This window comes from Streptomyces flavusporus (assembly GCF_046267975.1).
GTDB classification, from domain to species: Bacteria; Actinomycetota; Actinomycetes; order Streptomycetales; family Streptomycetaceae; genus Streptomyces; species Streptomyces flavusporus.
Genome location: NZ_CP176503.1, coordinates 8,344,666 through 8,370,169, shown reverse-complemented (window position 1 = coordinate 8,370,169; position 25,504 = coordinate 8,344,666). Strand labels below are relative to the sequence as shown.

Below are 25,504 nucleotides of genomic sequence, written 5' to 3'. Positions count from 1 at the left end.
TCGCTCCCGCCATATCTGCGTGGCCATTCATATGGCCACCAATTCCCGTGCCGCCACGGCGAATTCGGTGCCGTCCATATCAAGTCGATAGACGACGTGGTCGAGGAGTCTGTCGACCTGCTGCAGCATCTCTTCGTGGGTCTTCGAGTGCCCAGAAATGACATCGAGCGGATTAGTCATGACGTTCAGGTCCAGTGGATCGCCCTTCTGGTAGTAGGGCGTGTATTGCGAAACGCCCTCAAGAGCGGTGACCGTGGCCCCATGGGCGTTCGCCGCCAATCGGGCCGGCCTCCGCGGGGCAGGCGTGTTGTATTGCCAGTACACCCCGGGAGGGGGACTGAACATCGACGGCGCCGGATCCTCTCCGAGCGCGATGGTCCCCGCGATCTCGATCGGCGATGGGACGCCGGTGCGTTGCGCGAGTTCGTGGATGTGGCCGCCGAGCCGACCGTTGATCTCGATGATGCGAGGTCCGTCCGGTGTCAGTTTGATCTCGGTATGCGTCACGCCCTGACGCACGTCCAACGCGGTAAGGCCGGCGGTCGCGAGGTCCAGTGACGCGCGCCGTACGTCCTCGTCCAGCAGGGCGGGCCAGAACTGTCCGACCTCTCGGAACGGCGCCGCGAGGGCGAACTTGCCGGTCACCGCCAGATGGGTGATGCGCCCGTCCACGACGGCGCTCTCGATCGAGATGTAGTCCCCGACCCCGGCGGGCATCCAGCGACCGCCCAGCAGCTCTTCGATGACCAGCCCCGCCGGGAGATACCTGTCGAGGATCGCGTCGACGAGCTGCGCGCCCTGGTCCGGGGCAGTGATCACATGCGTATCCCGGCTCGCCCCGCCTCGGGCCGGCTTCAGGATGACCGGCGCGTCGATTGCCGCCATCGCCGCGGCGACGTCAGCGCGGGTCCGAATGCGACGGGTCACGGTCGCGTCCACACCGCGTTCGCGCAGGCGCAGCCGCTGCAGATGCTTGTCCTTGAGGCATCCCAAGGTCGGTTCCTGATGGTAGGGAAGACCCAAATGCCTCGCGAGCTCGGCGGTGGGTTCCACCATGTCCTCGCTGAACGTCACGATGCCCGCGGGTGTGAACCCCCGCAGGCGATCTGCGGACTCGCTCGCCGAGGACCCGAGAACCACCGTCTCGCCCAGCCTCTCGACCACGTTGAGGACCCGCTCACCGTGTTCCGACGGGGCCACGGCGAACACAGGCTGCGCGATGGCGGACAGCCCGGTGTAAGCGTCGAGTGGGTTTACCGCGCCCTTGTCATAGACGACGATCAGCTTCTTCATGCGTCCGCGATCTCCAGAGCGCTCACGAATGCGCCGAAGGTGCTGTTCTTGAGCAGCACCTTCACCGGCACCTTGTGGCCGAGGAGGCTGCTGAGGCGTGCGCAGAGGCGCAGCGCCTTCAGGCTGGTGCCGCCCGTCTGGAAGAAGTTGTCTGTCTCCGCCGGGACGGCTCCGTTCAGGACCGCCGCCCATGCGGTAGCTGCGTGTTCCCGGGTGCGGCTGACGATTTCGTCGGTCAACGTGTCTCCCTCGACAGGGCAACCGGCAGGCGGTCGATACCCCACATGAAATTGGACCTCATACGCTCCACCGGGCCGGTGATCTCCATATGCCCCACCCGTTCCGCCAGCACCTGCAGCAGCACCTTCAGCTCGGCCCGTGCCAGGGGCGCTCCCAGGCAGAAATGCGGCCCTATCCCGAACGTGAGGTGCCGGTTGGGTGTACGTCCGAGGTCGAATCGGTCCGGGTCGGGGAAGACGCTCTCGTCCCGGTTTGCCGAGGCGTTCCACAGCACCACGGCTTCGCCGGCCCGGACGTGCTGCCCGCCAAGCTCCACGTCCTGCGTGGCGACGCGCATGACGTGCAGGGCGGGACTGGTGTAGCGGAGCACTTCGTCGACTGCGGACTCGATGTCGACCTCGCCCGCTTTCAGACGCTGCCACTCCTGTGGGTTCTCGATGAGCGCGATCAGCCCGGCGGACGAGCCATGACGGGTCGTCTCGTTCGCGCCGGTGACGAGTCCGTCACAATTGAGCAGGACTTCCTCGTTGGTGAGCTTGCGTCCGCCCATGTCGCCCCGGATCAGCGCGCTGACCACATCCTCCCCGGGGTTGCGTCGGCGCTCTTCCACGAGATCCATGTAGTAGAGGAAGATCTCCGCGTGGGCTTCGGTCTTCCGTAGCTGGTCCATGGGGCACCCGCTCGAGGTACCTACCGATGCGCCGAACGCCTGGCTGGTCAGCTCGATCATCCTCGAGCGTTCCGCCTGCGGCACGTTCATGATGTCGCAGATGATCGCCGCGGGCAGGACTGCGGCGATCTCTTCGACGAAGTCGACGCTGTCTTTCTCCAGCGCCTGCTCCACCAGCGGCTCGATCACCCGGCGCATGGATTCCTCGAGCGTAGCCACCACCCGGGGCACGAATGCCGAGTTCATGAGCTTGCGCAGGCGAGGGTGGACGGGTGGGTCGCTGACAATCAGCATCTTGCCGGCCGCCGCCTTGACCGCGGCTGAGTCGGAGTCGACCCGCATGCCCTGCTCGGAGGTGAAAGCAGTGGTGTTGCGGTAGACCTGGAGGGCGGGCTCGTACGACATGACGGACCAGAAGCCGGGGCCGGGTGGGTGCTCGGTCCAGACGACAGGTGTCGTGGCGCGCAGTTGTGCCCACACGGCGATCGGATCGCCGGACTCGTAAAGGCCGGGGTCCGCGACATCGATGATGTCGGACACAGCTCAGGCTCCCTTCCGGACAGCGAAGGCCTCGTAGATTTCGGTGCCGTCCAACAGCGCGTCCTGCTCGAGAGCGACCGCGAACCCGTGCTTGTGCAGCAGTGAGGTGAACCTTTCGAGCGCACCGTCGATGTCGTGGACTTCGGCGACGACTTGGCGAACCTTCGGCCAGTCCTCGTCCGCCAGGCCGCGCAGCACCTCCAGCTCGCTCTTCTCGACGTCGATCTTCAGGAGATCGATCGAGGTAATGCCGCGCTCGGCGATCACCTCGGACAGGGTTCGCACCGGACATTCGACGGTCTGCGTCGCATGCCGGCCGCTGACCATGTCATCGACGTCCTCGTCGTCGAGCCCGCTGCGCGTCAGGAATGTACGCATCAGGGCCGACTCGGCCTCCGGGTCGGCGTGGAAGCCGGACATCGAAGTCGAATCCGGGTAATAGGTCAAGGTGGCGGCACCTGAATGATCGGAGAGTGCGCAGGGCGTCGTATGCCCCTGGATGCCGTGCAGGGAAAAGTTCTCCTGCAGCGCCGCATACGGAATGGGCGCCGGCTCGAAGGCATGAAAGGTCAGCCCTTGGCATTCCAGATGCAGAAACAACGAGGCCATGCCGATATTTGCGCCGACATCGAGCACCGTATCCCCGGGGTTGAGCGATATCGCGTGCTGCATATAGCAGCGTTCGACAAATATGTCTCGGTACAGCAGGGCGGTCTCCCCTGCGTTGACATGGCTCACCGTCAGCCCATTGGGGAGTTTCATCGCTTGCATTACCGCGACCCTTCTAGGGAAATACCCTGAACTAGCAAACCCCTTAGGCCACGGAAGAGTCGAGTGCTTCCCGAAGACTCAGCGGTCTCATGTCCGTCCAGGCGGAGTCCACGTGACGCATGCATTCCTCTTCGGTGCCGGTGTATCCAGCGTCCCGCCATCCTGCGGGAAGCGGCAGGTCAGCGGGGTGCAGCCCGTACTGTTGCTCCGAGTTGACGAGAACGGTCCAGGCGAGAGTGGTGGCGTCGGCCATGAGTCGCTCCAGTGGGTGAGGGGAAGAACACGCGGATCCAGAGTGGTCTCCAGGTGGCGCCGGCGGCCGCACTCACAACGAAGTCGAGCTCGACGAGAACGTACTGAAATCACTTTCACCGTATACGAGAGTGAGCGCATTCCTAGCACCGATGCATCGGCCAAACAATATGCGCAAGGCGCCAAGAAGTCCATCCACTATTTTCAGCCAACGATATGAGCAAGGCGGCAAGAAACCCACCCTTGATTTTATGCGTTGAAGATGATGTACTGCGAACCGATCCAGCGCTCACGCCTTCAGGGCAGCCACCGAAGTCCGTATCAACTACGCGTCTTGCATACTCCGCCGCCAAATGGACTTTCCCGACATCTTTCGCGTGCGGGAGACGCGCAGTTGAGCGCTCACGAAAGGTTCCCTTCACTCAGTGACGGAAGTGGGTTTCAGGCAATGACTGCACAGCAGGATGTCGTGGATATCGCAGTGTGTGACGACGGACGAACAACAGCCGGAGATCCCTTCAATCCCGCAGCAGCAGTTGCCGTACACGCTTGCAAGACTCCTGGAACCGTGGCCGTGCGTGCGTATGACGGCACCTACACGTTCGGGGAGCTGAACGAGCGGGCGGACGCGATCGCCGCCGAACTGCTGCGCCTGGGCGTGGGCCCGGAGACGGCCGTAGGGGCGCACCTCGACCGGTCCCGCGATCTGGTGGCCACGCTCATCGGTACTTGGCGCGCAGGCGCCGTGTTCGTAGCGCTCGACCCGGGTCATCCGGACGCCCGGCTGGCCACACTGGTCCAGGACTCCGGCGTCGCAGCAGTCGTGTCCCGCGACAAGGCCGCATTCGCGGCCGGCCAGATCGCACACCTTGACCCGGCAGTCGTCGGCACATCGCCGTCAGCCGTTCTGCCCGGCCCGCTGTCCCCGCATTCCATGGCCTACATCGTCTACACCTCGGGCACGACGGGCGCTCCCAAGGGTGTCGGAATCACCTACGGAAACATCACCAACCTGCTCGCTGCCGTCGACACCCTGGCGCCGGCCGAAGGCCTCGAAGGCGGCAATGTACTGGCCCCCTCCTTCGACGGCTGGCTCTGGTCCACGCTCATCCCGCTGGTGAACGGGCGGGGCGTGGTGCTCTCGGACCCGCGGGACGAGGGCGGCTCGCTCCTTCGTGGCGAGGTGGCCTTCATGACGGCTACCCCTTCTCTTCTCGCCGTCAACGAACCACCGGCACCGGATGCGGGCCTGCGGGCCCTGGTCTCCGCGGGTGAGGCATGCCCTCCCGACCTCGCGGCCCGCTGGGCGAGCGGACGGCGGTTCATCAACGCCTACGGACCGACCGAGACGACGATCTGCGCGACATGGGCGGATACGGACGCCGGCGACGACCCGTCGACCATCGGCCGCCCCCTGCTCAACTACCGCGTTCAGGTCCTGGACGAACGGCTGCGTCCGGTCGCGCCTGGGGAGGTCGGAGAACTGTGCATCTCCGGTGCCGGTGTAGGCCGCGGCTATCTGAACCGGCCGGGCCTCACAGCCGCGCGCTTCGCTCCCGACCCGTCGGGAGATGGCGAGCGGATGTATCGCACCGGCGACCTCGTGCGCAGCCGTCCCGACGGAGCACTCGAATACGTCGGACGGGTCGACGGCCAGCTCAAGATCCGCGGTTTCCGCGTGGAGCCCGGCGAGGTTGAGAGTGCCGCGCGGGCATTGCCCGACGTACGGACCGCCGTGGCCTTCGCCGCGACCGTGGCCAGTGACTCCGTGCTCGCCTTGGCTGTGGTCCCCGAGGCCGATGCGGTGCTGGAACCCGAAGCCGTACGGGATGCACTTCGGGCAGAACTGCCCGAACATCTGGTGCCGTCCCGGATCCTGCGTCTGGACCACATACCACAGACCGTCGCTGGCAAGGCGGATCTGACCCAACTGGTGCGGCTGGCCCAGGAGGCCGACCAGACGCTGCCGGCGGCTGGCCTCAATACGCCGACTCAGGAGCTCGTAGCCGAGGTCTGGGCCGCCGTGCTTGAGGTGCCGGTCGAAAGCGCTGACGCGGACTTCTTTGAACTCGGCGGCCATTCACTGATCGCCACGCGCGTCGTCGCCATGCTCCGCGACCGCCTCGGCGTGCGCCTGACGATGCGCCAGCTGTTCGCCTCCCGCACCGTCAGAGCGCTGGCGGCCGAGCTCGACGATCTGGTCGCCGCCCAGCCGGCCGACGCCTGATTACGTCGACACCTGATCCTCCGCCGACACGCAGACCTCAGCCCAGGAGCCTCTCATCTCAGCTCGCTACACAAGCCCCTCCGGCTCTACGCCGACCGTGTCGACTGCGGGCACCAGGAGCGCGGCGCGGCTGCCGGGTTCCTACTTGCTGTGGCTGGCCGGCGTTCTGGCGTCCCTTGCCGGGGACGCGGTCTTCTACTTCGCGATCGGCTGGGCGGCGAGCGCGAGTGGCGGCGCGGTCGCAGGACTGGCCCTGAGCGCCATCACCCTGCCGAGGGTGCTTCTGCTCCTCATCGGCGGTGCCGTCAGCGACCGGTTGAGCGCGCGTCGCGTCCTGATCGCAGGTGACGCGGCTATGCTGGTCTTCTCCCTCATCCTGGCTGCCGTCGCCTACCGCCTCGGAGCCTCGCCCGCCGTGCTCATCGTGGCCGGCGTCGTGGTCGGCGTCATCGACGCGTTCTACCTTCCCGCCTCCGGCTCCATGCCCCGCCGCCTGGTAGGCAAGGAGCAGTTGCCCCGTGCGCTCTCCCTGCGCCAGGTGGGCGGTCAGGTGGTCAACATGGGAGGTGGGCCGCTGGGCGGCATCGTGGTCGGCCTGGCGGGGCTGGCAGGGGCCGCCCTGGTGAACGCCGTAACCTTCGCGCTCGTGCTGGCGGTACTGATCGCCGTCCGGCCCCGGCACGAGCCACCTCCCGCGCCGAGGACGGGCCATCTGGTCAAGGACGCCTGGGACGGTGTGAGCGTCGCCTTCGCACACCCGGTCCTGCGTCCGGCGCTGCTGATGACCGGTGCCGCAGCGGGCTTCCTGTTGCCGGTCCTTCCCCTGCTGCTCCCGCTCCTGGCGCGCGAGCAGCACTGGGACGCGAGTGCCGCCGGGCTGGCGATCGGAGCGCAGGGGGTCGGTATGGTCGCCGTCACGCTCCTGGTCCTGCGCCGCGGAGCGCTGGGCCGACCCGGGCTCCTCGCCGCATGCGGCCTCATCGTGGCCGGTGCCGGTGTCCTGGGCATGGCGCTCTCACCCGGTGCGGGAGTTGTGCTCGTGGCCAGCTTCGGTGTCGGCATCGGCAACGGCCTCTTCGCCGCACACATCATGCCCCTGGTCCTCGCGGTGACACCCGACAGTCACCTTTCGCGCATCCAGGCGGTGCTCGTTCTCGTCCAGAGCCTCGCCCTGCTGCTCATGAACAACGTGCTGGGCAACCTCGCCGGATTCAGCAGTGCGGTAACGGCCCTCACCGTCTGCGCTGCCGTGATCGTCGCCGTCGGGCTGCTGGGACTGGCCTCGGGCCCGCTGCGCAACAACCGCGCGGGGCTGGATTCGGCCCCAGCCTGAGCCACGATGCGCCGTACCTTGGAGAGAGACATGCCTGACACCGGTGATCCGGTTGCTCTGTCTGCAACGCAGGAACGTCTTTGGGTCGTGGACCAGCTGGCCCCGGAGGGCAGCTACAACGTCCCCTTGTGCTTCCGGCTCACAGGGGCGCTCGACGACGCCGCTCTGCACCGGGCGGCGCAGTCGGTGACGCGACGCCACGGCGCCCTGCGCACGCGCTTCGACGACACCATGGGCGTGCCCTCGGGGAGACTGACACCGCCGGAGGACGTCCGGGTCGACGTGAAACGAGCCGAAGCAGACGGCCGAGGCCGTGCCCTGGACAGGCTTCTGTACGACGCGGCGATACGGCCGTTCGATCTGAGCACGGGGCCCTTGCTGCGCCTGCAGGTCGTGAATCTGCCGGGGGCGGTCCATATGGTGCTCGTCGTCGTCCACCACGGCGCCTTCGACGGACTGTCCGGCCCCATCCTGACCCGGGAGCTCTGGCACCTCTATGACGCCTACGCCTCCGGGAAGGACCCAGCTCTACCTGAGCCATCCGCCGCTTACGGCGACTTCGCCCGGCTGCAGCGTGACTGGCTTGACAGCGCCGACGCGGCTGAACAGCTGACCTACTGGACACAGCGGCTTCTCGATCCGCCCGCACCGCTGCACGTCACCGCACCGGACCTGCGTCCCGCCTTCCCTGACGAACTCTCCCGGGGGGTGGTCGAGTTCGACTTTTCGCTCGAGGCCGTGCAGGCCACCGCGCGGGCCTGCGCCGACCTGGGGGCCACCCCGTTCATGGTGCTGCTGGCCTCGTTCGCCGCGTCGCTGGCACGCCGCACCGGCGCTCAGGACCTGATCATCGGCACGCCGGTCACCGAACGCCCCGCAAAGGAGTTCGAGGCCGTCATCGGTCCTTTCGACAACACGTTGCTGATCCGTCTCGACGCGGAACCCGCCGCTACCGCCGGACAGTTCGTGGAACAGGTCAGCGACGTCACGGTGCAGGCCCTGCTCCACAAGGACATACCGTTCCAGCACGTGGTCCGCTCGGCGGCTCCGGCCCGAGGTGAGTCCGCCGCACCGGCGCTGTGCAACGTGGCGTTCTCCGTGGAGGAACGGCCGCTGGACCCGGGGGCGGTGCACGGGGCCGTGGTGAGCGCGGACCCCTGGCTTTTCGTCCCGCCGGCCCGGTTCGACCTCACTCTGATGGTCGAGCTGTCCGAAGGCTGCTTCACGGGACGTTTCTACTTCGACCCCGAGCGGGTGGGTGAGTCCGCGCTGCGGGCGCTGGCCGAAGACCTGGTGGCGATGCCGGTCCTGTTCGCGCGTGAGCCGGATTCTCCGCTGTTTCCCGCCGGCAGGCAGTCGCGCAACGCATCTCATGAGAAGAAGGGATCTTCATGAGCACGGCGAACGCCGATGCCCTTGGCCAGGGCCTGAACAAGTGGTTGTGGGAACCACGGCCGACCGCAGCGGGACCGCGCGCAACACTGGCCATCCTGCCGCACGCCGGCGGGCTGGCCCAGGGATACGCCAAGTGGGCCCGGTGGTTCCCCGACGATGTGCGGGTCGTCGCTGTGCAGTATCCTGGTCGCGGCCCCCGCTTCGCGGAGCGCGCCGCCCTCTCGGTGGCCGAGCTCGCCGACCCGGTAGCCGAAGCCCTCGCAGCGGAGGAGGAGCTTCACGTCTTCGGCCACAGTCTCGGCGCCATGCTCGGCTTCGAGGTGTGCTGGCGCCTGGCACGCATGGGACGGCCGGTCAGGGCCTTCTTCCCCTCGGCCGCCCCCGCCTCGCACATCCGGCGTGACGTCCTCGTGCCGGACGGCGAACCGACCGACGCGGAACTCATCGAGGCCCTGGTGGACCGCGGCGGAATGGACCCGGAAGCCTTCGAACACCCCGAACTCATGGAACTGGTCCTCGAAACGCTGCGCGCCGACCGCCGGATCTCGCTGTCGTACCGCTACGGGGAACAGCACCGCACGCTGGACTGTCCCGTCGTGGCCTTCGGCGGCACCGCCGATACCGCCGTCGTCCCAGCGGACGTCGCGCGGTGGGCGGAACTGACGACGGGCCCCGGCGAGGTGCACCTTCTGGAAGGCGGCCACTTCTACGTCAACGATCATATGGCGCCGGTGACCGCCCGTATCCGGCGGCAGATCGCGCTGTGAGCAGTCGTGCGCACTCGACCCCACGGCTGACACCCGACCATCCGAGCTGACCGTTCGAGTCGCTCCACAACAACTCCAGGACCATGACGAACCAGCCTTTCACCCTCGTTTGTCTCCCCTTCGCTGGCAGCGGAGCGTCGTTCTACCGCGCCTGGCCGCCGGTTCCCTTCGGCGGCCAGGCCCGCGTCCTGGCCATTCAGTTTCCCGGTCGGGAAGAGCTGTTCGGAGAGGAGCCCTTCGACGACGTCCGGTCGGCCGGGGCAGCCCTCGTCCCAGACGTACTCGACGAAGCCGATCCCGACGCGCCCCTGGTTCTGTTCGGGCACAGCCTGGGCGCAGTGGTCGCGTACGAGATGGCGCGGGCCATCGAACGATCACACCCCGGCCGCCTGAGCCACCTCTACGTGAGCGGGTCCCCCGGGCCGCGGGGTGGCCGCACCGAGCGGGCCACCGGTCTCGACGACGAGGAATTCCTCGCCCGTGTCCACGAGTTCGCCGGGTACCGCCACGAGGCGTTCGACGTGCCGGAACTGCGTGAAATCCTCCTGCCCGTTCTGCGCGCCGACGTCGCCATGCACGAGAACTACCGGCCGGCCGACGGCGAACCGCTGGCCGCGCCGATCACCGCGCTGCGCGGCGCCGACGACCTCCTGGTGTCCGCTCGGCAGTCGCGTGAATGGGCGACCTGGACCCGAGGCGCCTTCGCCTACCGGGAACTCCCCGGCAGCCACATGTACCTGGCCGAAAGCCCTGATCCGCTGCTGCGCGTCCTGTCCAGCACACGGCTCTGAGGGGGACGACACCATGAGACTCACGGGCAAGACAGCGCTGATCACCGGCGCAGCACGCGGCCTGGGACGCGACTGCGCCCTCAGATTCGCCGCGGAGGGCGCCGATCTGGTGCTCCTCGACATCGGACGGGACATCGACGGTGTCCCGTACGCCCTCGGTTCGCAGGCTCAACTGGACTTCACGGCCCAGGAATGTGAACGGGCCGGTGCCTGCGCCGTCGCCGTCACGGCCGACGTGCGCAGCCAGGACGACTGTCAGGCCGGTGTCGCCGCCGCCCTGGAACGCTTCGGGCGCCTGGACGTCCTTGTCAACAACGCGGGCATCGCCGCGCCTTCGGGAAAGCTCATGGAGGACATCACCGAGCCGGAGTGGTTGCTCATGATCGACGTCGATCTCTCCGGCGCCTGGCGCATGATGAAGGCGGCACTTCCCCATATGGCCGGGCAGCGTTCGGGCAGCATCGTCAACGTCTCCTCCACCGCAGGCCTGGTCGGGTACCGGCGCTTCGCCGGATACGTCGCGGCCAAACACGGACTGATCGGCCTGACCAAGGCCGCGGCACTGGACTACGCGCCCGCGCAGGTTCGCGTGAACGCCCTCTGCCCGGGATCGGTGCACGACGCCCCGGCGCGAGAGGGCCGCATGCTCTCCGAGATCGCACGGTCGCTAGATGTGTCCGTGGCGGAACATGAAACGATCTTCGTTCGTGACCAGCCCATGAACGCCCTGATCGACCCCGCCGATGTCTCCCATGCCGCCCTGTGGCTCGCGAGCGACGAATCCCGCCAGGTCACCGGCACCGTTCTCACGGTCGACGGCGGCTTCACGGCTCGCTGACGGTACCCACTCCCACTCACCTTTGCACCGGCGGAGGACCGTTCATGACCATACGCGCGATCACGGATACCGTGCCGCTCCAGCCGGGTGCGGCATGCCACAGCCTCGCTGTCAGGCTCGCGCTCGGCTTCGAAGCCGAGCGCACACGCGAACGGCTCGCCGAAGCCGATATGCAGACCGTGTACGGCGGGGCGAAGCTCTGGACCACCCGCGTGCACGCGCGGGTGGCGGCACCCGAGGCACAGCGCAGACGAGCTGCTGAGGCGGCGCGTCCGATCCGCGCAGGAGTCGCTCCGCTGCGTGCGGTGCTGCTGCGCTACGACGACGCGCACGATCTCATTCTGGTGGCGGACCGTTCCCGCGTACCGCTTCCGAGCCTGCGCCAGGCCGCCGCTGTGCTGACATCTCTGCTGACGTCCGAAGACCCCGCCTCTGGTGCGGTCCTGGCCTGCGACATGCTCCCGGAGCCTGCCCCGGACTCCGGCCGAGGGGACGCCCTTCGGCCCGCATGGGGACTCCCCGACCACCACGACGCATCCCCGACAGGCTGGACCTCGCTGAACCTCGCGCTGGAGAGCGCAATCGACAGGACGTCCCTCACCGGGGCCACGGCGCTGACCGTGGCTCGGTACAGCGGAGAGGAGACCGTCCGGCTCGGCACCCTGGACCCCGCCGAACATCCGGAGCCGCGCGTCATCACCCTCACGACGTATGAGGGCCGTCACGACGTGTCCGACCTGCTCGCCCGCGCCGCAGCCCGCCCCGAGGAACGAACGGATCACGAACCTCTGCCGAGTGTGGGCATCATCCACACCAAGGAGGGCCGAGAAGAGTACGAGCCCACACTGGGGCCGCTGTTCCCCCTCACCCTCCGCGTCACCGAACGGGCTGACGGAACGCTGGACGCCATCTGCCGATTCGAAGAGGCAGCCGTCTCCCGCACCATCGCCGAACAGTTCTGCTCCTATCTGGCCGGGGTCGCCGCGCAGCTGGGCTCCGGGACAGGGCGGCGGCTGCTCACTGAGGTCGACCCCCTGACCGGTGATACCGCACGCGACATCCTCGCCCTGGGGGGACTGGGCACCACGGCTCCCCCGTCGGATGGGGCGATTCACCAGCGCTTCGCGGAGATCGCCCGGACGTCGCCTCATGCCACGTGCTTGACGGCCGGCTCCACCCGGCTGACCTACCAGGAGCTCGACAGCCGTGCCGAGATCTGCGCGGCCGGACTCCGCGACCTGGGAGTCGCTCCCGGGGACCTGGTGGGTGTGTGCCTCGAACGCGACGCAGACCTCGTCGTGGTTCTGCTGGCCGTCCTCAAGGCCGGTGCCGCCTACGTCCCGATGGATACCCGACACCCGGTCGAACGCCTGCGATACACGGCTGCGGACGCGGGCCTGTGCGTCGTCGTCACGACGCTGGACACGTTTCCAGCACCGGACGGAGCGGTGGTGGTGAGCCCCGCCGATGTGGCCGAACGAGGCACCGCCGCGCCGTCGCCCGAGCTGGAGCCCTCGGCCGGCGGCGCGGCGGGCACGGCGTACGTGATCTACACCTCGGGTTCGACGGGACGTCCAAAGGGCGTCGTCGTGCCGCACCGCAACGTCATTGCCCTGGTGGAGGCTACGACAGCTGATCTCCGCCTCGGCCCGGACGACACCTGGACCCTCTTCCACTCAAGCGCCTTCGACTTCTCGGTCTGGGAAATGTGGGGATGTCTGCTCACCGGTGGACGTCTGGTGGTGGTGCCGTACTGGGTGACACGGGACACCGACGAATTCTGCAAGCTTGTTCTCACCGAGCGGGTCACGGTGCTGAACCAGACGCCCTCGGCGTTCTCCCAGCTCCTCCACGCGGGCAGGTTGCAGGAACGCGATACGGCGCTCCGGCTGATCGTCTTCGGCGGTGAACCGCTCGACACCGGGATGCTGGGAGCCTGGTACGCCCGCCGTTCGCCCGCGCACTGCCGGCTCGTGAACATGTTCGGGATCACTGAGACCACAGTGCATGTCACCTCCCACACCGTGACACCGAAGGACGTCGCCTCCGGGTCCCGTTCGGTCGGCAGACCTCTGCCCGGTTGGCACGTGTCCGTCCGCGACACGCACGGCCGGCTCCTCCCCCCGGGGGCGATCGGCGAACTCTGCGTAGGGGGCGCGGGAGTGGCCGACCGCTATCTGGGCAAGCCCGACCTCACCGCCGAGCGTTTCGTGCACGACCCTGTCACGGGCGAACTCATCTACCGAAGCGGAGATCAGGGGCGGATGCGGCTCGACGGCAGCTTCGACCACCTGGGCCGCTTGGACAACCAGGTCAAGGTGCGCGGCTACCGCATCGAGCTGGACGAAATCCGGGCCGCGTTGATCGACTCCAGCGGCGTTTCCGCAGCGGCTGTGGTCGTGCGTCAGGACGACCCGGCGAACCCGGCGAGCAGGCGGCTCGACGGCTATGTGGCCGCAGCGGACGACACATTGGACCTGGACGCGGTGCAAGCCCGCCTCCGAGCCGTGCTGCCTGACTACATGGTCCCGTCCACCTTGACGAGGCTCACCGAGATCCCTCTGACCATCAACGGCAAGCTCGACACGACCAGGCTGCCTGATCCTCGCGCTGCCGCCACTCGCCTCTCAGCGGTTTCCGCGGAAGTGGCACCGCAGACGGCTCGGGTCTCCCCTGCCGACCCGGCCGCAACCGTCATTCGCGTCTGGAGCGCCCTCCTGAAGACCGAGGTCGGACTGGATGACAACTTCTTCAAGCTGGGCGGCAATTCGCTCATGGTGGTCCAAGCCCTTGCCGCGCTCCGCGCCGAAGGGCTGCCCAAGGTCTCACCCAGGGAGCTCTACAGGAACTCGACGGCCCGCCAGTTCATTTCACTGGTGCAGCAGCTCACGGAAACCTCCCATTGATCGCGGACACCTGAAGACCGGGGCCTGAGGTTCCCGAGGGAAGTAGCACCATGCGGGAAGCAGGAACAACCGGAAGGAGCCACGCGCATGCCCACGTTCCCGTCTTTCGACGGCCTCGAACTCACGTACCACATATCCGGGGAGGGGCCACCGATCGTCTGTCTGGCGGGAGGTCCCGGACGAGCGTCCGCCTATCTCTCCGGAATCACCGCCGGCCTGCCCGGCAGCACCGTCATCCGCCTGGACAACCGTGGCACCGGGCAATCCGCCACCCCGGACGACCCCGCGACGTATCGTGCCGCCGCCTCGGTCCACGATGTCGAGGCATTGATGAGGCACCTCGACTACGAGCGCCCCGTTCTGCTCGCGCATTCATCCGCCGCCAACACCGCGATGCTCTACGCTCTGCGCCATCCTCACCGGGTCTCTCATCTCATCCTTGTCGCTCCCAGCAGCCGTCTCGTGGGCATCGACGTCAAGGACTTCCACGAAGCGCTGTTGCTGCGGACACACGAAGAGTGGTACCCGCAGGCCCGCCAGGCGATCGACGGCTGGGTCGGCTCCAGCACCATGGCGGAAACCCTGCCCTACCGAGTGCCTGCGGCTCCCTTCTACTACGGCCGTTGGGACGAAGCGGCGCGGACGCATGCGGAGAGCGAACCGGAGCAGATCAGCCTCGCCGCGGCCGAAGGCTTCTACGAGGGATTCGACTTCGACGCTGAATCCCTGCGCACGGCTCTGCGGCAGCTGCCCGTTCCCGTACTGGTGATCACCGGTGAGCTGGACCCCTTCCCCACTCCGAGCACCGGCGAACGGCTCGCAGCCGTATTCCCCCACGGGAAATCGTTCGTTCAACCGTCGGGAGGTCACTTCCCCTGGCTTGACGACCCTTCCGTTCTCGCTGAGGCGATCCATGACCACCTCAAGAGCGGCGGGGCTGCTTAGCGAACGTGAGGCTGTGGGTACCTGGTCGACAACCCGGGTGACCGGGACGCCGTATGTGTCCCTACTGATGCTCCCTGTGAACACACCAGGTCGAAACTACCCCGGTTGTCTATGCGCAGTGAGCTTTTTCAGCGTGGCCACTGATCGGGTGACGACGTCGGCGTCCGCAACGGACAAGGCTCCTATGCCGTTGAGAGAGGTGTTCGACGTCTCAACTCAATGGCGCAGGAGCCTTGTTGGTTCTCTATCCTGCCGCACTCGACCTGCCTCATGCCCTGGTCGAGTGGGTCACCATGCTCATCATCACCCGAGAGGGTGACCGCTGCTGCAAGCTCCCACCGCACCAGCGTGCCCTCGTCTGCCTGGTGTACTTGCGGCGGCACGACACCCTCGCCCAACTCGCGGCCGGCTTCGGCGTTTGTGTCGGCACCGCCCACGCCTGCACGGCAGCCGTCATCGACCTGCTCGCCGACCGGGCACCCGGGCTCCTGCGGACCCTGCGCGAAGCCGACCCTGACTACGTCCTGCTGGACGGCACCCTCGCAGAGTGCGACCGGGTCGGCGACAGCCGGGCCGACTTCTCACAAAAACACCGACGCCACGGGGTGAACGTCCAGGTGGTAACCGATCCAGCAGGACGACTGCTGTGGATCTCGCCCGCACTGCCCGGCCGCGCGCACGACCTGACCGCGGCCCGCACCCACCGAATCATCCGAATCTGCGAACGCCAGGGCATCCCAGTCCTCGCCAACCGCGCCTACATGGGAGCCGGTCCATGGGTGACAACACCTCTCAGACGCCCGCCAGGCCGCGACCTCACGCCCACCCAGCAAACCGTCAACCGCGCGCTGTCCGCAGCCCGGGCACCGGTCGAGCGCGGCGTCGCACGGCTCAAGTCCTGGCGGATCTTCCGCAAAGCCCGATGCATCCCGAATCGAATGTCGTCAATCGCCGCAGCCGTCCTCACCCTGGAGCGGCAACGCTGAAAAGGCTCAGTGATTCCTAATGAGGTCTGTCAAGCGGCGAGGGTATGGGGCGACGTGAAGCTTCCCCTTGATCGTGGACATCTGGAGACTGGGATCTTGAGGTTCCAGAGGAAGTAGCACCAGGTGGGAAGCAAGTACACGAAGCGGTACACCGAGGAGTTCAAGCGGGACGCGATCGCGCGCGTTGACTCGTCGGGCAGGACGGTCACCGCCGTCGCCCGGGAACTCGGCATCAGCTCCGAGTCCCTGCGCGCCTGGTACCGCCGGGCAAAGGCGGACCAGGGCGAGGACGAGTCCGGCGAGCTAACCAGCGCCGAGCGCGAGGAGCTGAAGCAACTGCGCAAGGAGGTGCGTGAACAGCAGCAGACGATCGAGATCCTGAAAAAAGTATCCATGGGGGCCCTGCGGGCCCGCACCGGCGCGCGATGAGAATGCGCCTCGGTGGCTGGTGCTCTCACGCGCCGCTGGGGTTGCTGCCGTGCGCTGGTGCGTGGGTCCCGCAGGGTGGGCGATCATCGAGGGGGCGTCGCCCGGCAGACGTCGGTGCCGTGTGGTACTGCGAGTCCGGAAAAAAGTATGACGCTGGGGCTTGAGGAACTTCTGACTGCTGCCACGAGCGCGAATCTCAGACTCTTCGAACCGGTAGGCCCCTTCGGGCGGCGTCCGCCAGCGATGCCGCGTGCGAGGGGAGGCCGGGATGGATGTGGTGGTGGCCCGCTGTGCGGGCCTGGACGTGCACCGCGACACGGTGGTGGCCACGGTCCGCTGGCCGGGCAAGCGCAGGAACAGCCGGGGTCAGGAGACGCGAACGTATCCCACGACCCAGCGCGGGCTGGCCGAGTTGAGCGACTGGCTGCTGGTCGAGCGGGTCGAGCTCGTCGGCATGGAAGCGACGGGGGTGTACTGGAAGCCGGTGTTCAGCGCGCTGGAGGAGCGGTTCACCTGCTGGTTGCTCAACGCCCAGCACATGCACAACGTACCGGGTCGCAAGACGGACGTGGCCGATTCCGTCTGGATTGCCCAGCTGCTCGAACACGGCCTGGTGCGGCCCTCGTTCGTCCCGCCGTGTGAGATGCGGGACCTGCGGGACCTGACCCGGTCGCGCACGGCGGTCACCCAGGAACGCAGCCGGATGATCCAGCGGCTGGAGAAGGTGCTGCAGGACGCCGGGATCAAGCTCACCTCGGTGGCCTCCCAGGCGTACTCGAAGTCCGCCCGGGCGATCCTGGACGCGCTGGTGGCCGGGGAACGCGATCCGAAGGTCCTGGCCTCGCTGGTCAAGGGCCGCCTGCGGTCCAAGCGGGAGAGGCTGGAGGAGGCACTCGGGCACCGTTTCCGCGTCGAACACCACGGGGTGCTCGCCCGCCGGCTGCTGGCCAACCTGGACACCCTTGATGCCGCGATCACCGAGCTGGACACCGAGATCGCCCGACGGCTGGAGCCGCATCAGCCGATGCTGGACCTGCTGTGCACGATTCCCGGTGTCGGGCCCAAGACCGTCCAGGTCCTCATCGCCGAGATCGGCCTGGACATGGGCATCTTCCCGACCTCCGGACACCTCGCCTCATGGGCCGGGGTTTGCCCCGGCAACAATGCCTCCGGCGGAAAGCGCCGCTCGGGACGCACCCGGCCCGGCTCCCGCTGGCTCAAGCAGGCCCTGACCGAGGCGGCTTGGGGCGCGGCCCGCACCAAGGGCACCTACCTCGCTGCCCACCATGCGCAGATCCGAGGCCGGGCCGGACGCTACAAGGCGATCGGCGCCACCCGGCACGACATCATCGTCGCCTACTGGCACATCGTCCGCGACCGGGTGCCCTTTCGGGAACTCGGAGCGGACTGGATCAGCCGGCGCTACTCGCCCGAACACCGTGCCCGCCGACTGATCGCCCAGCTCGAAGAGCTCGGCCTGAACGTCACAACCGAACCTGCCAACTGACTGTCGCCCACCCCGCTTCTCCGTTGCTGCCGGGTGACGGTCACCCCTGCCTACGGAACGGCGGATTCACATCTCAGACCACGGCGTGCGCGAGGCCTCCAGCGGCCCCGCCGACCAGGGAGACCCGGGCGGCTCGCCAGGTGGCCTGATCGGTGGTCTGGTCGATGCGCGCGCCTGCCGTGCGGTACCTGCCGAGCAAGAACGGGGCCATGGTGCCCGAGCGGACCTGGTCGGCGGTCTGCTTGTCGACCATGTACCAGCGCCTCATCCCCAGCAGCCGGCGGTCCTTCGAGGTGGCGAGCGATGCGATGTAGCTGATGCGGGCCGCTCGCACGCTGGCCACGCCCTTCGGCAGCGCGGCCAGGACGAGCAGCGGCAGCAGCACCGGGTGCACGGCGGTCAGCACGCACGCGGAGGCGATCAGCGACGCCGACGCCGACGCCGCGAGGATGTACTGCGTCTCCGTCAGGAGGTCCCGGGAGACCTCCACACCGCGGTCGGCCGCGTCCCACCGGTCGTTGTACCCGGGGTTGTCGTACGCGGACAGTTCCGCCTTGGTCGCCGCCTCGAGGAGCTCGAGCTCCGCTTCGCGGGAGATGCGGGGCGCCAACCGGGCCGACAGCGAGGACGAAGCGATGCCCAGGAGGGCGCGCAGACCGATGGCCCCAGTCAGAACGGCCAAGGACGGTGCCGCGTCCACGAGCTGGGCGCGGCCCACATGCCGGGAGGCGATCAGCGGCTGGATCGCTCCGGTGGTGGCCACCAGCCCGAACGCTTCCAGCACCCCGGAGAGGGCTTGTACGGCCAGCAGGGCGATGACCACCCTACGGTCGACCTGCCAGCCCAGCGCGAGAGCGCGGCGGATCAGCTCGGGCAGGCGGCGGGCCATGGAACGGCTGGTGATGGCGTTGGCAGCCTCGATGCGCCGGTCACCGGGGACAGCCAACCTCAATTCCTCGTCCGGTACCTCCGCGTCTCCGGACGGCGCGGACTTCGCGGTGGTTTTCGGAGTGGCCGTCATCGGTTCCATTCCTTCACCGGCGCGCGCCGGGACCGTAACTGGAGATCGTGGGAGAGCACAGGGCGTTGCACGGCATTGGTCTCAGCGACCATCGCCAACTCGGCATCGCCCGCGAACAGGTCGTCGAGGTACGGCAGGGGCTCGAGAGCAGCGGGCACCGGTCCGCCACTGCTGCCCGCCACACGCTGCGGAGAACCCGCAAGAGCCGCCTGGTTGAGAGGTGTGGTGAGATCCGTCGGTATGCCGGGGCAGATGCGTCGGCGGTAGGAGGAAGTGCCGGCGAAGGCGTTCACGAACTCCACCCGCCCCACGCGCGCGGACGGTTCTCCCGGCGCAGGTTCTCCAGCATGGTGTGGGCCTCGTCGACGAGGCCGATGTCATGGTGCCTGATCCCCCAGGACAGCGAGTCGAGCGCGTCCAGGGCCCCGTACGTCCGGCACGCCGCCAGCTCCTCCTCAGTGAGCCGACGGCCGTACCCGTGATGGAACGCGGCATTGAGGTCGGGACGGTGGAGCAGGATCCGGTAGCGCAGGCGGCTGAAGTCCCGTCGTGCGGCGGGCTGAAGTTCGGCCCGTTCGAAGTCGATGATCCGCAACCTCTGCTCGGTCTCGTCCCACAACCAGTTCCGTGGCATGTAGTCGCCGTGCCCGGCCACCTGCGGTAGACGCGGCGGCGCCTCCCGCAGGAGCTCTCGCACCGACGTGATCTCATGCCCGGGCACGTAACGCGCGGCCCTGTCGAGCAGTTCCGCGACCGTCGCGGCCCACGCCTCCTCCGTCATGTCTGCGGTCATCGGCCCGTCCGCCGCCGCGGCGTGGTGCCGGGCGAGGAGTTCCCCGGCCTGCTCGTAGGCCTTTCGCTCCTGCTCGGCCGGCAGGCGCAGGGTGTCCAGACTGCGCCCGGGCACTCCGGTGACCAGGACGGCGCGCATCTCCGTGTCGGAGGCGACCAGTTCGGGCGCGCGGTCGGCACCGAGGAAGACAGTCCATTTCCGGTACGCCACTTCGCGTCGGTGCAGTTTGGGACCGGCATGCTGCTTGGCGAACCACCGCTCGCCGCCCGGTCCGTCAACCTTCCAGACCGACGGCCGCATGTCGCTGGGCCGGGGATGTTCGGCTACGACGGTGTACGTGCCGGTCACCGACCCCATCAACCGATGGAGTGCACTGGGCATATCGGTCACGTCTGTACGCCCTTCCGTTGGCCAGGCACCCAGCTGAACCACGTTCGGTATTTGATCGGGTGCGTTGAGTGTTCACATGGGGTCGGTAGCTTGCCAGGAGCCACTGACAATGACCGGCGACCTGGTCGTAGCTGATTCGGCGGTCCCGATGCCGACTGGCGTCAGACGCCGTTCAGCCGGGCTGGTCGGTGGGCAGCAGACGAACAGGCAGTGTGCGGTGCCCGTTGACGATGAGGCTCGCAACCGGTTCGAGGTCTTCTGCGGGAACGGCGAGAGCCATGTCTGGGAAGCAGGCGAAGAGGGCGGGTAGCGCCGTTCGGGCTTCGGCTCGGGCCAGAGGTGCGCCGAGGCAGAAGTGCGCGCCGTGTCCGAAGGCGAGGTGCTGCTTGTCCTGCCGCGTGACGTCGAACATCCCGGCTGTGAGGCCGTGCAGGTTCGGATGGCGGCCGGCAGCCCCGTACGAGGCGAGGATCGCCTCGCCCTGGCGGATCACTGTTCCCTCGGGGAGGGGGATGTCCTCTACGGCATACCGAAGGGGCAGGTGGCTGATGGGCGCGGCGTAGCGGAGGGACTCCTCGATCACGTCGTCCCAGGTCGCTCGTCCCGCGCGCACATGGGCCAGCTGGTCGGGGTGGGCGAGCAGTGCCGTGGCGGCCTGGTCGAGCAGGTTGACCGTGGTCTCGTATCCAGCGCTGATGACCAGGAGCAGCGTGTCCAGGAGCTCCTGCTCCGTGAGGGCGGACCCGTCGCCCTCGTCGTCGCGCACGTCGATGAGCGTGGACGTGATGTCCTCGCCGGGTGTGGTCCGCTTCGCCGCGACCAGTTCGGTGAGGATGCCGTACAGCGCTGCGGTGTTGGCGGCGGCTTGCTCGTTGCTGAGCGTGGTGTCGAAGACGGGGTCGACCACGGTGCGGAACCTGGGCCAGTCCTCCTCGGGCAGTCCCATGAGGCCGCCGATGACCTGGATGGGCAGGGGGAACGCGAGCGCTTCACGCAGATCGACTACCTCGCCGGGTCCGGTCCTGGCCATGTCGTCGATGATGCGGGCCGTGATCTGCTCGATGCGCGGCAGTATCTCGGTGATGCGTCGCGCGGTGAAGGCCTTGCTGACGAGGCGCCGCAGTCGCCGGTGGTTGTCCCCGTAGGCGGTGAACATGTTGTCCACTCCGACCCACAGGGCCAGCGGCCACTTCTCGGTGATCTCGCCGCTGATGAACGCCGGCCAGTGCCTGCTGGCGTCCTTGGATACTCGGGAGTCGTTGAGGAGGCTCCTGAGGACAGTTGGGTCGCTGACGGACCAGGCCGGCACGCCGAGGAGATCCACGAGTATGGCGGGACCGCCGGCGTGGAGCGCGGCTTCCTCTGCGGGGCGGGCCAGGCCCGTGAGGTCGAGGACAAGGGGTTCGGTGCGGTCCATGGCAGCTCCTTAGGCCAGCGCGAGAGGCGGGGTCGGCGGGAAGTGGACGGGCAGGCCCGTCAGCGAACGGTGGAAGGGGCCGGGGCGGTACGTCAGTTGGTCCACGGGAACGGCCAGTTCCATCTCGGGAAGGGCGTCGAGGATCTGCTCGATGGCCGATTGCGCGATCAGATAGGCCAGGGACTGGGCGGGGCAGGCGTGCGGGCCGACACTCCACGTCAGGTGCGATCGGTTGCCCGCGAGGTGGTCGGACGCGATGGCGGGGTCGTTGTTACAGGCGGCCATGCTGATGACGACCGGCTGGTCGGCAGGTAGGACCAGGCCGTCCATCTCGACGGGGAGCGGGGGGTAGGAGACGCAGAAGTTGGCCAGCGGCGGGTCGACGAAGAGCAGCTCGTCGAGGGCGTCACGGACGCTGAGGCTGCCGCGCAGGACGTCGCCGGAGAACCGGTCGTCGCCGAGCATCAGCCGGAGGGTGTTGGCGATCAGGTTCGTCAGGGGCTCGATGCCGGCGCCGTAGAGAGTGACCAGTTGGTGCAGCATCTCCAGGTCGTCGAGCCGGGCTGGGTGCATCAGCAGTCCGGTGGCCACGTCCATGCCCGGATGGCGGCGCTTGAGGTCCACGAGCTCGGTGAGTGCCTGGGCGAGCATGACGTTGCCCTGCTCGGCGTTCACGCCCTCGAAGACGGCGGCCATCCCGGCGGCGACGCGCTGGCCGATTTCGGGCGGGCAGCCCAGGACCGCGTTGAGTACCTGGAATGCCAGGGGGTGCGCGTACTGGGTGAGCAGGTCGGCCCGACCCGTGACGGAGACCTGGTTGATCAGGGGCAGGGCGACCTGCTGCACCGTGGCGTGCAGGGCGTGCTGGCGGACGTTGTCGAGCGCGGAGACGTTCACGGCCCGGTAACGGTCGTGGGCGAGACCCGCGCTGCGCAGCGCGTTGGGCCGGTGCTCCAGCATCGGCAGGATCGGGCAGTGAGCGGGGACGGTCTGCTGCCAGCGCTGCGGGTCGGCGGGGAAACGCTCGGGGTCGTGGAGGATGCGGACCGCGGCGTGGTAGCCGATCACAAGGGTGGCGGGCACTTCCGGGTCGAGGAGCACCGGTGCCAGGGAGCCGTACCGTTCACGCATGTGCTTGTACGCGGCATAAGGGTCAGCTGCGAACTCGGGCATGTACATGGGGTATCGGTGCTGGCCTGCAGGGGCGGGCCAGCCGTGGGCGGGGGACGAGGTCGGCGTGTTCACGCGAGGTGCTCCAGTCGGCGGGATCGGTTGAGGAATTCGACAAGGGAGATCAGCGCGTAGATCGAGGATGTTTCGTCGCGCGCGTCGCAGGAGGTGAGCACCACGTCGTCCGGGAGTGCGAGGGCCTGGCGGATCTCGTCCAGGGAGTAGCGCGGGGCGCCGTCGAACTCGTTAACGGCCACGGCGAAGGGGAGTCCGCGTTCTTCGAACAGGCCGAGAACCTCGTCGGAGTCGTCGAGCCTGCGGGTGTCGACCAGGACCAGGGCGCCCAGCGCTCCGCGGAACAGGTGTTCCCAGAAGGGTGTGAACCGGTTCTGTCCGGGGGTGCCGAAGAGATACAGCGCCAGGCGAGGGCTGAGGGTTCGGCGGCCGAAGTCGAAGGCGACCGTGGTCTCGGTCTTCCCGGGTAGCCCCCTGAGGTCGTCGATGCCGACGCTGGCCTGTGTGATCGGCTCCTCCGTGCGAAGCGGCCTGATCTCCGAGACGCTGCCGACCAGTGTCGTCTTCCCCGCCCCGAAGTGGCCCGCGACGAGGATCTTCGCCGACCGCGTCACGGTGGTGGGCAGGTAGACGTGCTCAGACGAGAGCACGGAGTCCATCGAGTACTTCCTTCAGAATGTCGATGCTCGGGGCGTCATCCGGCACGAGAGGCGCGGGGGTGTCGAGGTGGCCGGTGTCGAGGAGACCTGACACGACGATGAGGGCGACGGTCGGGGGCAGATCCAGAAGTGAGGCGATCTCGGCCACCGACAGGGGCCCACTGCAGAGGCGCATTACGCGGACCGCGTCGGCGTCGAGACCCTGCAGGGGGCGGTCCGCGGCGCGGACCAGGGACGTCAGTTCCAGGTCGTCGCGAGACGGAGACGAGCGCCCTCTGGTTCTGACGTACGCCCGGATCATGTCCGGATCGCGCCGCGGACGGCTCACGACCGAGCGCCGCCTTCGCCATCCTGGCGCCGAGCCGGACTGGCCAGCTCCTCACCGACGCGTTCGGCCACACCGTTCATGCGGTGCGTGACCACCTGGGCGTCCACGAGATCGGTGGTCGAAACGGCCAACAGGGTGTTCACACCGGCCGTCTTGACGAAGAGGAGTCCCTCGTCGAACTCGCCCACCACCTGACGCAGGCCGTTGTCCGCGCCTCCGCAGAACGGCGCAAGCGCCACACCGATCGAGTGGAAACCGCTGGTGGACGCGGCGACCTTGTCCGCCGTGTCGCGGTCCACCGACTCCGAGTAGGCCAGGGCCATCCCGTCCGCCGCCAGCAGGACGACGAAGCGGACCTCAGGCATTTGCGCCAGATCGTTCAGCATCCAGCCGAGTCTGTTGCCGGTCCCGTTCACCTGCGTCGTCATGATTCCGATGACCTCGCTTCCTGCGTCTGGGCAGCCGTGTCCCGGCTGCTTCTGCTGCTCTCCTGCCAGGCGCCGATGACGCCCGGGCGGGCGGGCGCCGTGCTCACGCGCCTCGCAGTCGCGGGCTGCTGTTCTGCCGACGTGTGGCGGCGGCGCCGGATGCTCAGTCCGTTCTCGGTCACCGCGGAATCGGCGCCCGCCTCGACGACGGCCAGTGGAGTCGTCGCCGGTTCGCTCGGCACGCTGGTGAGCAGGGCCTCGGGGATGAAGACCGAGGCGCGCATGCCGCCGTAGCGGTTCGGCCCGGACAGGACGACCTCGATGCCGTACCGGCGTGCCAGCAGGGCCACCACCGACAAGCCGACCTTGGGATAGGCCTCCATGGCCAGGATGTCGACCTGACGCCGGCCTTCGAGGATCTGCCTTGCACGCTGGAGCTGCTCGTCGCTCATGCGCTTCCCGGCGTCGTCGATGAGGAGCGTGACCCCGTGATGACCGGCCTGGGCGCTCACCTCGACGTACGTCTGCGGCGGTGAGTAGCGGGCGGCGTTGTCCAGAAGATGGCTCAGGATGAGCCTCACCGGTCCCACCATCCGGCTGACGACCGCCGTGTCGGACGTGTAGGGCTGAACGCGTGCGTAGTCCCGGATCGCCCCCTGGGCCGCACCCACGACCTCGGTCAGCGTGCTGGCCGGCCACCTCTGCCCCAGCAGGCCGCCGGCCAGTACGACGTACGACTGGGCCTGGTGGAGCATCTGCTGTACACCGTGATCGATCCTGGTCAGCGTCGTGAAGACGGCGCTGTCGTGGTGTTGGCGGAGGGCCTGCGCGATCTCGCTGCTCACATCGATGCCCACGCTCACCATGGCCGTGGCGAAGGACTTGACCGCCGCCTGGGCCGCCTCGCGGGCCTCGTCCTCGACCTGGCGCCTCGTCGAGACCGCTGTCTCCGTCTGCACTCGCTGCAGATCGGCGACATACCGCTCCCCGAGCACGCGCAGGTCGTTCACGAACCCCGAGTCGGCCAGGCAGTCGGAGACGTCGAACTCCGTCGCAGCGGGCTGCGGCATCTGCACGGAGGATGCGACGGAGCCCAGCCCCTGGGCGACGAGACCGTGCAGAGCCTGGTCCCGTGCCACGACCTGCTCCTGCCAGTGGGCGGCCTGGGAGCGTTGGCTACGGGACAGCCAGGCGAAGTACGTGGCCAGTCCTGCGACGGCGACGACCAGGGCGGCCGAGCCCAGGGACACCACAACGGCTATCTCGTGACTCATCAGTTCTCTCACGGGGATCGAAGGGGCGGCGACAGCGGGGGAACGACGGGCAGTCGCATGAGGGCGGGCTGACGGCTGCCAGAGGGACGACCGAGCGATGTGGCCCGCGTTGGTCGCGG

At 68.0% G+C, this 25,504-nt stretch carries 25 protein-coding genes; 11 read left to right on the top strand and 14 right to left on the bottom strand.

All coding sequences use genetic code 11. The features are described from left to right. Positions 1-27: 27 nt before the first annotated feature. The 5 genes from ACKTSN_RS39450 to ACKTSN_RS39430 all read right to left on the bottom strand — a co-directional run bounded on the left by ACKTSN_RS39450 (position 28) and on the right by ACKTSN_RS39430 (position 3,767). On the bottom strand, positions 28-1,293 hold the full coding sequence (locus ACKTSN_RS39450) for an ATP-grasp domain-containing protein (RefSeq protein WP_409473453.1): 1,266 nt from the start codon (positions 1,291-1,293) through the stop codon (positions 28-30). Beyond that, positions 1,290-1,532, bottom strand: coding sequence for a phosphopantetheine-binding protein (locus ACKTSN_RS39445; protein WP_409473452.1), 243 nt, complete (start codon positions 1,530-1,532; stop codon positions 1,290-1,292). The genes ACKTSN_RS39450 and ACKTSN_RS39445 overlap by 4 nt, the downstream gene beginning before the upstream one ends. After that, entirely contained in the window at positions 1,529-2,683 is a 1,155-nt protein-coding gene (locus ACKTSN_RS39440; RefSeq protein WP_409475031.1) for a cytochrome P450, read from the bottom strand. The genes ACKTSN_RS39445 and ACKTSN_RS39440 overlap by 4 nt, the downstream gene beginning before the upstream one ends. A 63-nt stretch (positions 2,684-2,746) precedes the next feature. Next, entirely contained in the window at positions 2,747-3,505 is a 759-nt protein-coding gene (locus ACKTSN_RS39435) for an FkbM family methyltransferase (RefSeq protein ID WP_409473451.1), read from the bottom strand. Between the two features lie 52 nt (positions 3,506-3,557). Continuing rightward, positions 3,558-3,767, bottom strand: a complete 210-nt coding sequence (locus tag ACKTSN_RS39430) for an MbtH family protein (RefSeq protein ID WP_409473450.1) — start codon at positions 3,765-3,767, stop codon at positions 3,558-3,560. A 261-nt stretch (positions 3,768-4,028) separates the two neighbouring features. Between ACKTSN_RS39430 and ACKTSN_RS39425 the strand changes: the two genes are divergently transcribed. The 11 genes from ACKTSN_RS39425 (at position 4,029) to ACKTSN_RS39375 (ending at position 17,890) form a co-directional block, all read left to right on the top strand. Then, positions 4,029-5,993 carry a non-ribosomal peptide synthetase gene (locus ACKTSN_RS39425; protein ID WP_409475030.1) on the top strand — a complete coding sequence of 655 codons (1,965 nt, stop codon included), beginning with the start codon at positions 4,029-4,031 and terminating at the stop codon, positions 5,991-5,993. A gap of 97 nt (positions 5,994-6,090) precedes the next feature. After that, a complete protein-coding gene (locus ACKTSN_RS39420; protein ID WP_409473449.1) occupies positions 6,091-7,326 on the top strand; it encodes an MFS transporter in 1,236 nt (411 codons plus the stop codon). A 6-nt stretch (positions 7,327-7,332) separates the two neighbouring features. After that, a complete protein-coding gene (locus ACKTSN_RS39415) occupies positions 7,333-8,721 on the top strand; it encodes a condensation domain-containing protein (protein ID WP_409473448.1) in 1,389 nt (462 codons plus the stop codon). After that, positions 8,718-9,488, top strand: coding sequence for a thioesterase II family protein (locus ACKTSN_RS39410; protein WP_409473447.1), 771 nt, complete (start codon positions 8,718-8,720; stop codon positions 9,486-9,488). Before ACKTSN_RS39415 ends, ACKTSN_RS39410 begins: the two co-directional genes overlap by 4 nt. Before the next feature lie 83 nt (positions 9,489-9,571). Further along, positions 9,572-10,279 carry a thioesterase II family protein gene (locus ACKTSN_RS39405; RefSeq protein WP_409473446.1) on the top strand — a complete coding sequence of 236 codons (708 nt, stop codon included), beginning with the start codon at positions 9,572-9,574 and terminating at the stop codon, positions 10,277-10,279. A 13-nt stretch (positions 10,280-10,292) separates the two neighbouring features. Then, positions 10,293-11,117, top strand: a complete 825-nt coding sequence (locus tag ACKTSN_RS39400) for a mycofactocin-coupled SDR family oxidoreductase (protein ID WP_409473445.1) — start codon at positions 10,293-10,295, stop codon at positions 11,115-11,117. Between the two features lie 44 nt (positions 11,118-11,161). Then, positions 11,162-14,023: a non-ribosomal peptide synthetase gene (locus ACKTSN_RS39395; protein WP_409473444.1), complete on the top strand. Its 2,862-nt coding sequence runs from the start codon at positions 11,162-11,164 to the stop codon at positions 14,021-14,023. A gap of 87 nt (positions 14,024-14,110) precedes the next feature. Then, positions 14,111-14,968 carry an alpha/beta fold hydrolase gene (locus ACKTSN_RS39390; protein ID WP_409473443.1) on the top strand — a complete coding sequence of 286 codons (858 nt, stop codon included), beginning with the start codon at positions 14,111-14,113 and terminating at the stop codon, positions 14,966-14,968. Between the two features lie 236 nt (positions 14,969-15,204). Continuing rightward, complete coding sequence (locus ACKTSN_RS39385; RefSeq protein ID WP_409473442.1) at positions 15,205-15,954, top strand: transposase family protein; 750 nt, start codon at positions 15,205-15,207, stop codon at positions 15,952-15,954. Positions 15,955-16,077: 123 nt separating this feature from the next. Next, the gene (locus ACKTSN_RS39380; protein ID WP_409473441.1) at positions 16,078-16,383 is read left to right on the top strand and encodes a transposase; all 306 of its coding nucleotides are present in this window, start codon (positions 16,078-16,080) and stop codon (positions 16,381-16,383) included. Positions 16,384-16,651: 268 nt separating this feature from the next. Continuing rightward, the gene (locus tag ACKTSN_RS39375) at positions 16,652-17,890 is read left to right on the top strand and encodes an IS110 family transposase (RefSeq protein ID WP_409473440.1); all 1,239 of its coding nucleotides are present in this window, start codon (positions 16,652-16,654) and stop codon (positions 17,888-17,890) included. Positions 17,891-17,963: 73 nt separating this feature from the next. On the opposite strand, the gene ACKTSN_RS39370 is transcribed toward ACKTSN_RS39375, so the two are convergent. The 9 genes from ACKTSN_RS39370 to ACKTSN_RS39330 all read right to left on the bottom strand — a co-directional run bounded on the left by ACKTSN_RS39370 (position 17,964) and on the right by ACKTSN_RS39330 (position 25,385). Beyond that, complete coding sequence (locus ACKTSN_RS39370) at positions 17,964-18,911, bottom strand: hypothetical protein (protein WP_409473439.1); 948 nt, start codon at positions 18,909-18,911, stop codon at positions 17,964-17,966. After that, positions 18,908-19,204: a hypothetical protein gene (locus ACKTSN_RS39365; protein WP_409473438.1), complete on the bottom strand. Its 297-nt coding sequence runs from the start codon at positions 19,202-19,204 to the stop codon at positions 18,908-18,910. The genes ACKTSN_RS39370 and ACKTSN_RS39365 overlap by 4 nt, the downstream gene beginning before the upstream one ends. Next, on the bottom strand, positions 19,201-20,061 hold the full coding sequence (locus tag ACKTSN_RS39360) for an aminoglycoside phosphotransferase family protein (RefSeq protein ID WP_409473437.1): 861 nt from the start codon (positions 20,059-20,061) through the stop codon (positions 19,201-19,203). The genes ACKTSN_RS39365 and ACKTSN_RS39360 overlap by 4 nt, the downstream gene beginning before the upstream one ends. Before the next feature lie 205 nt (positions 20,062-20,266). Further along, positions 20,267-21,511, bottom strand: a complete 1,245-nt coding sequence (locus ACKTSN_RS39355; RefSeq protein WP_409473436.1) for a cytochrome P450 family protein — start codon at positions 21,509-21,511, stop codon at positions 20,267-20,269. A 9-nt stretch (positions 21,512-21,520) separates the two neighbouring features. Further along, positions 21,521-22,684, bottom strand: a complete 1,164-nt coding sequence (locus tag ACKTSN_RS39350) for a cytochrome P450 (RefSeq protein WP_409473435.1) — start codon at positions 22,682-22,684, stop codon at positions 21,521-21,523. Between the two features lie 68 nt (positions 22,685-22,752). Beyond that, positions 22,753-23,355: a GTP-binding protein gene (locus ACKTSN_RS39345; RefSeq protein ID WP_409473434.1), complete on the bottom strand. Its 603-nt coding sequence runs from the start codon at positions 23,353-23,355 to the stop codon at positions 22,753-22,755. Further along, the gene (locus tag ACKTSN_RS39340) at positions 23,333-23,683 is read right to left on the bottom strand and encodes a DUF742 domain-containing protein (RefSeq protein WP_409473433.1); all 351 of its coding nucleotides are present in this window, start codon (positions 23,681-23,683) and stop codon (positions 23,333-23,335) included. The genes ACKTSN_RS39345 and ACKTSN_RS39340 overlap by 23 nt, the downstream gene beginning before the upstream one ends. Continuing rightward, the gene (locus ACKTSN_RS39335; RefSeq protein ID WP_409473432.1) at positions 23,680-24,111 is read right to left on the bottom strand and encodes a roadblock/LC7 domain-containing protein; all 432 of its coding nucleotides are present in this window, start codon (positions 24,109-24,111) and stop codon (positions 23,680-23,682) included. Before ACKTSN_RS39335 ends, ACKTSN_RS39340 begins: the two co-directional genes overlap by 4 nt. Further along, positions 24,108-25,385 carry a sensor histidine kinase gene (locus ACKTSN_RS39330; RefSeq protein ID WP_409473431.1) on the bottom strand — a complete coding sequence of 426 codons (1,278 nt, stop codon included), beginning with the start codon at positions 25,383-25,385 and terminating at the stop codon, positions 24,108-24,110. Before ACKTSN_RS39330 ends, ACKTSN_RS39335 begins: the two co-directional genes overlap by 4 nt. Positions 25,386-25,504: the final 119 nt, after the last annotated feature.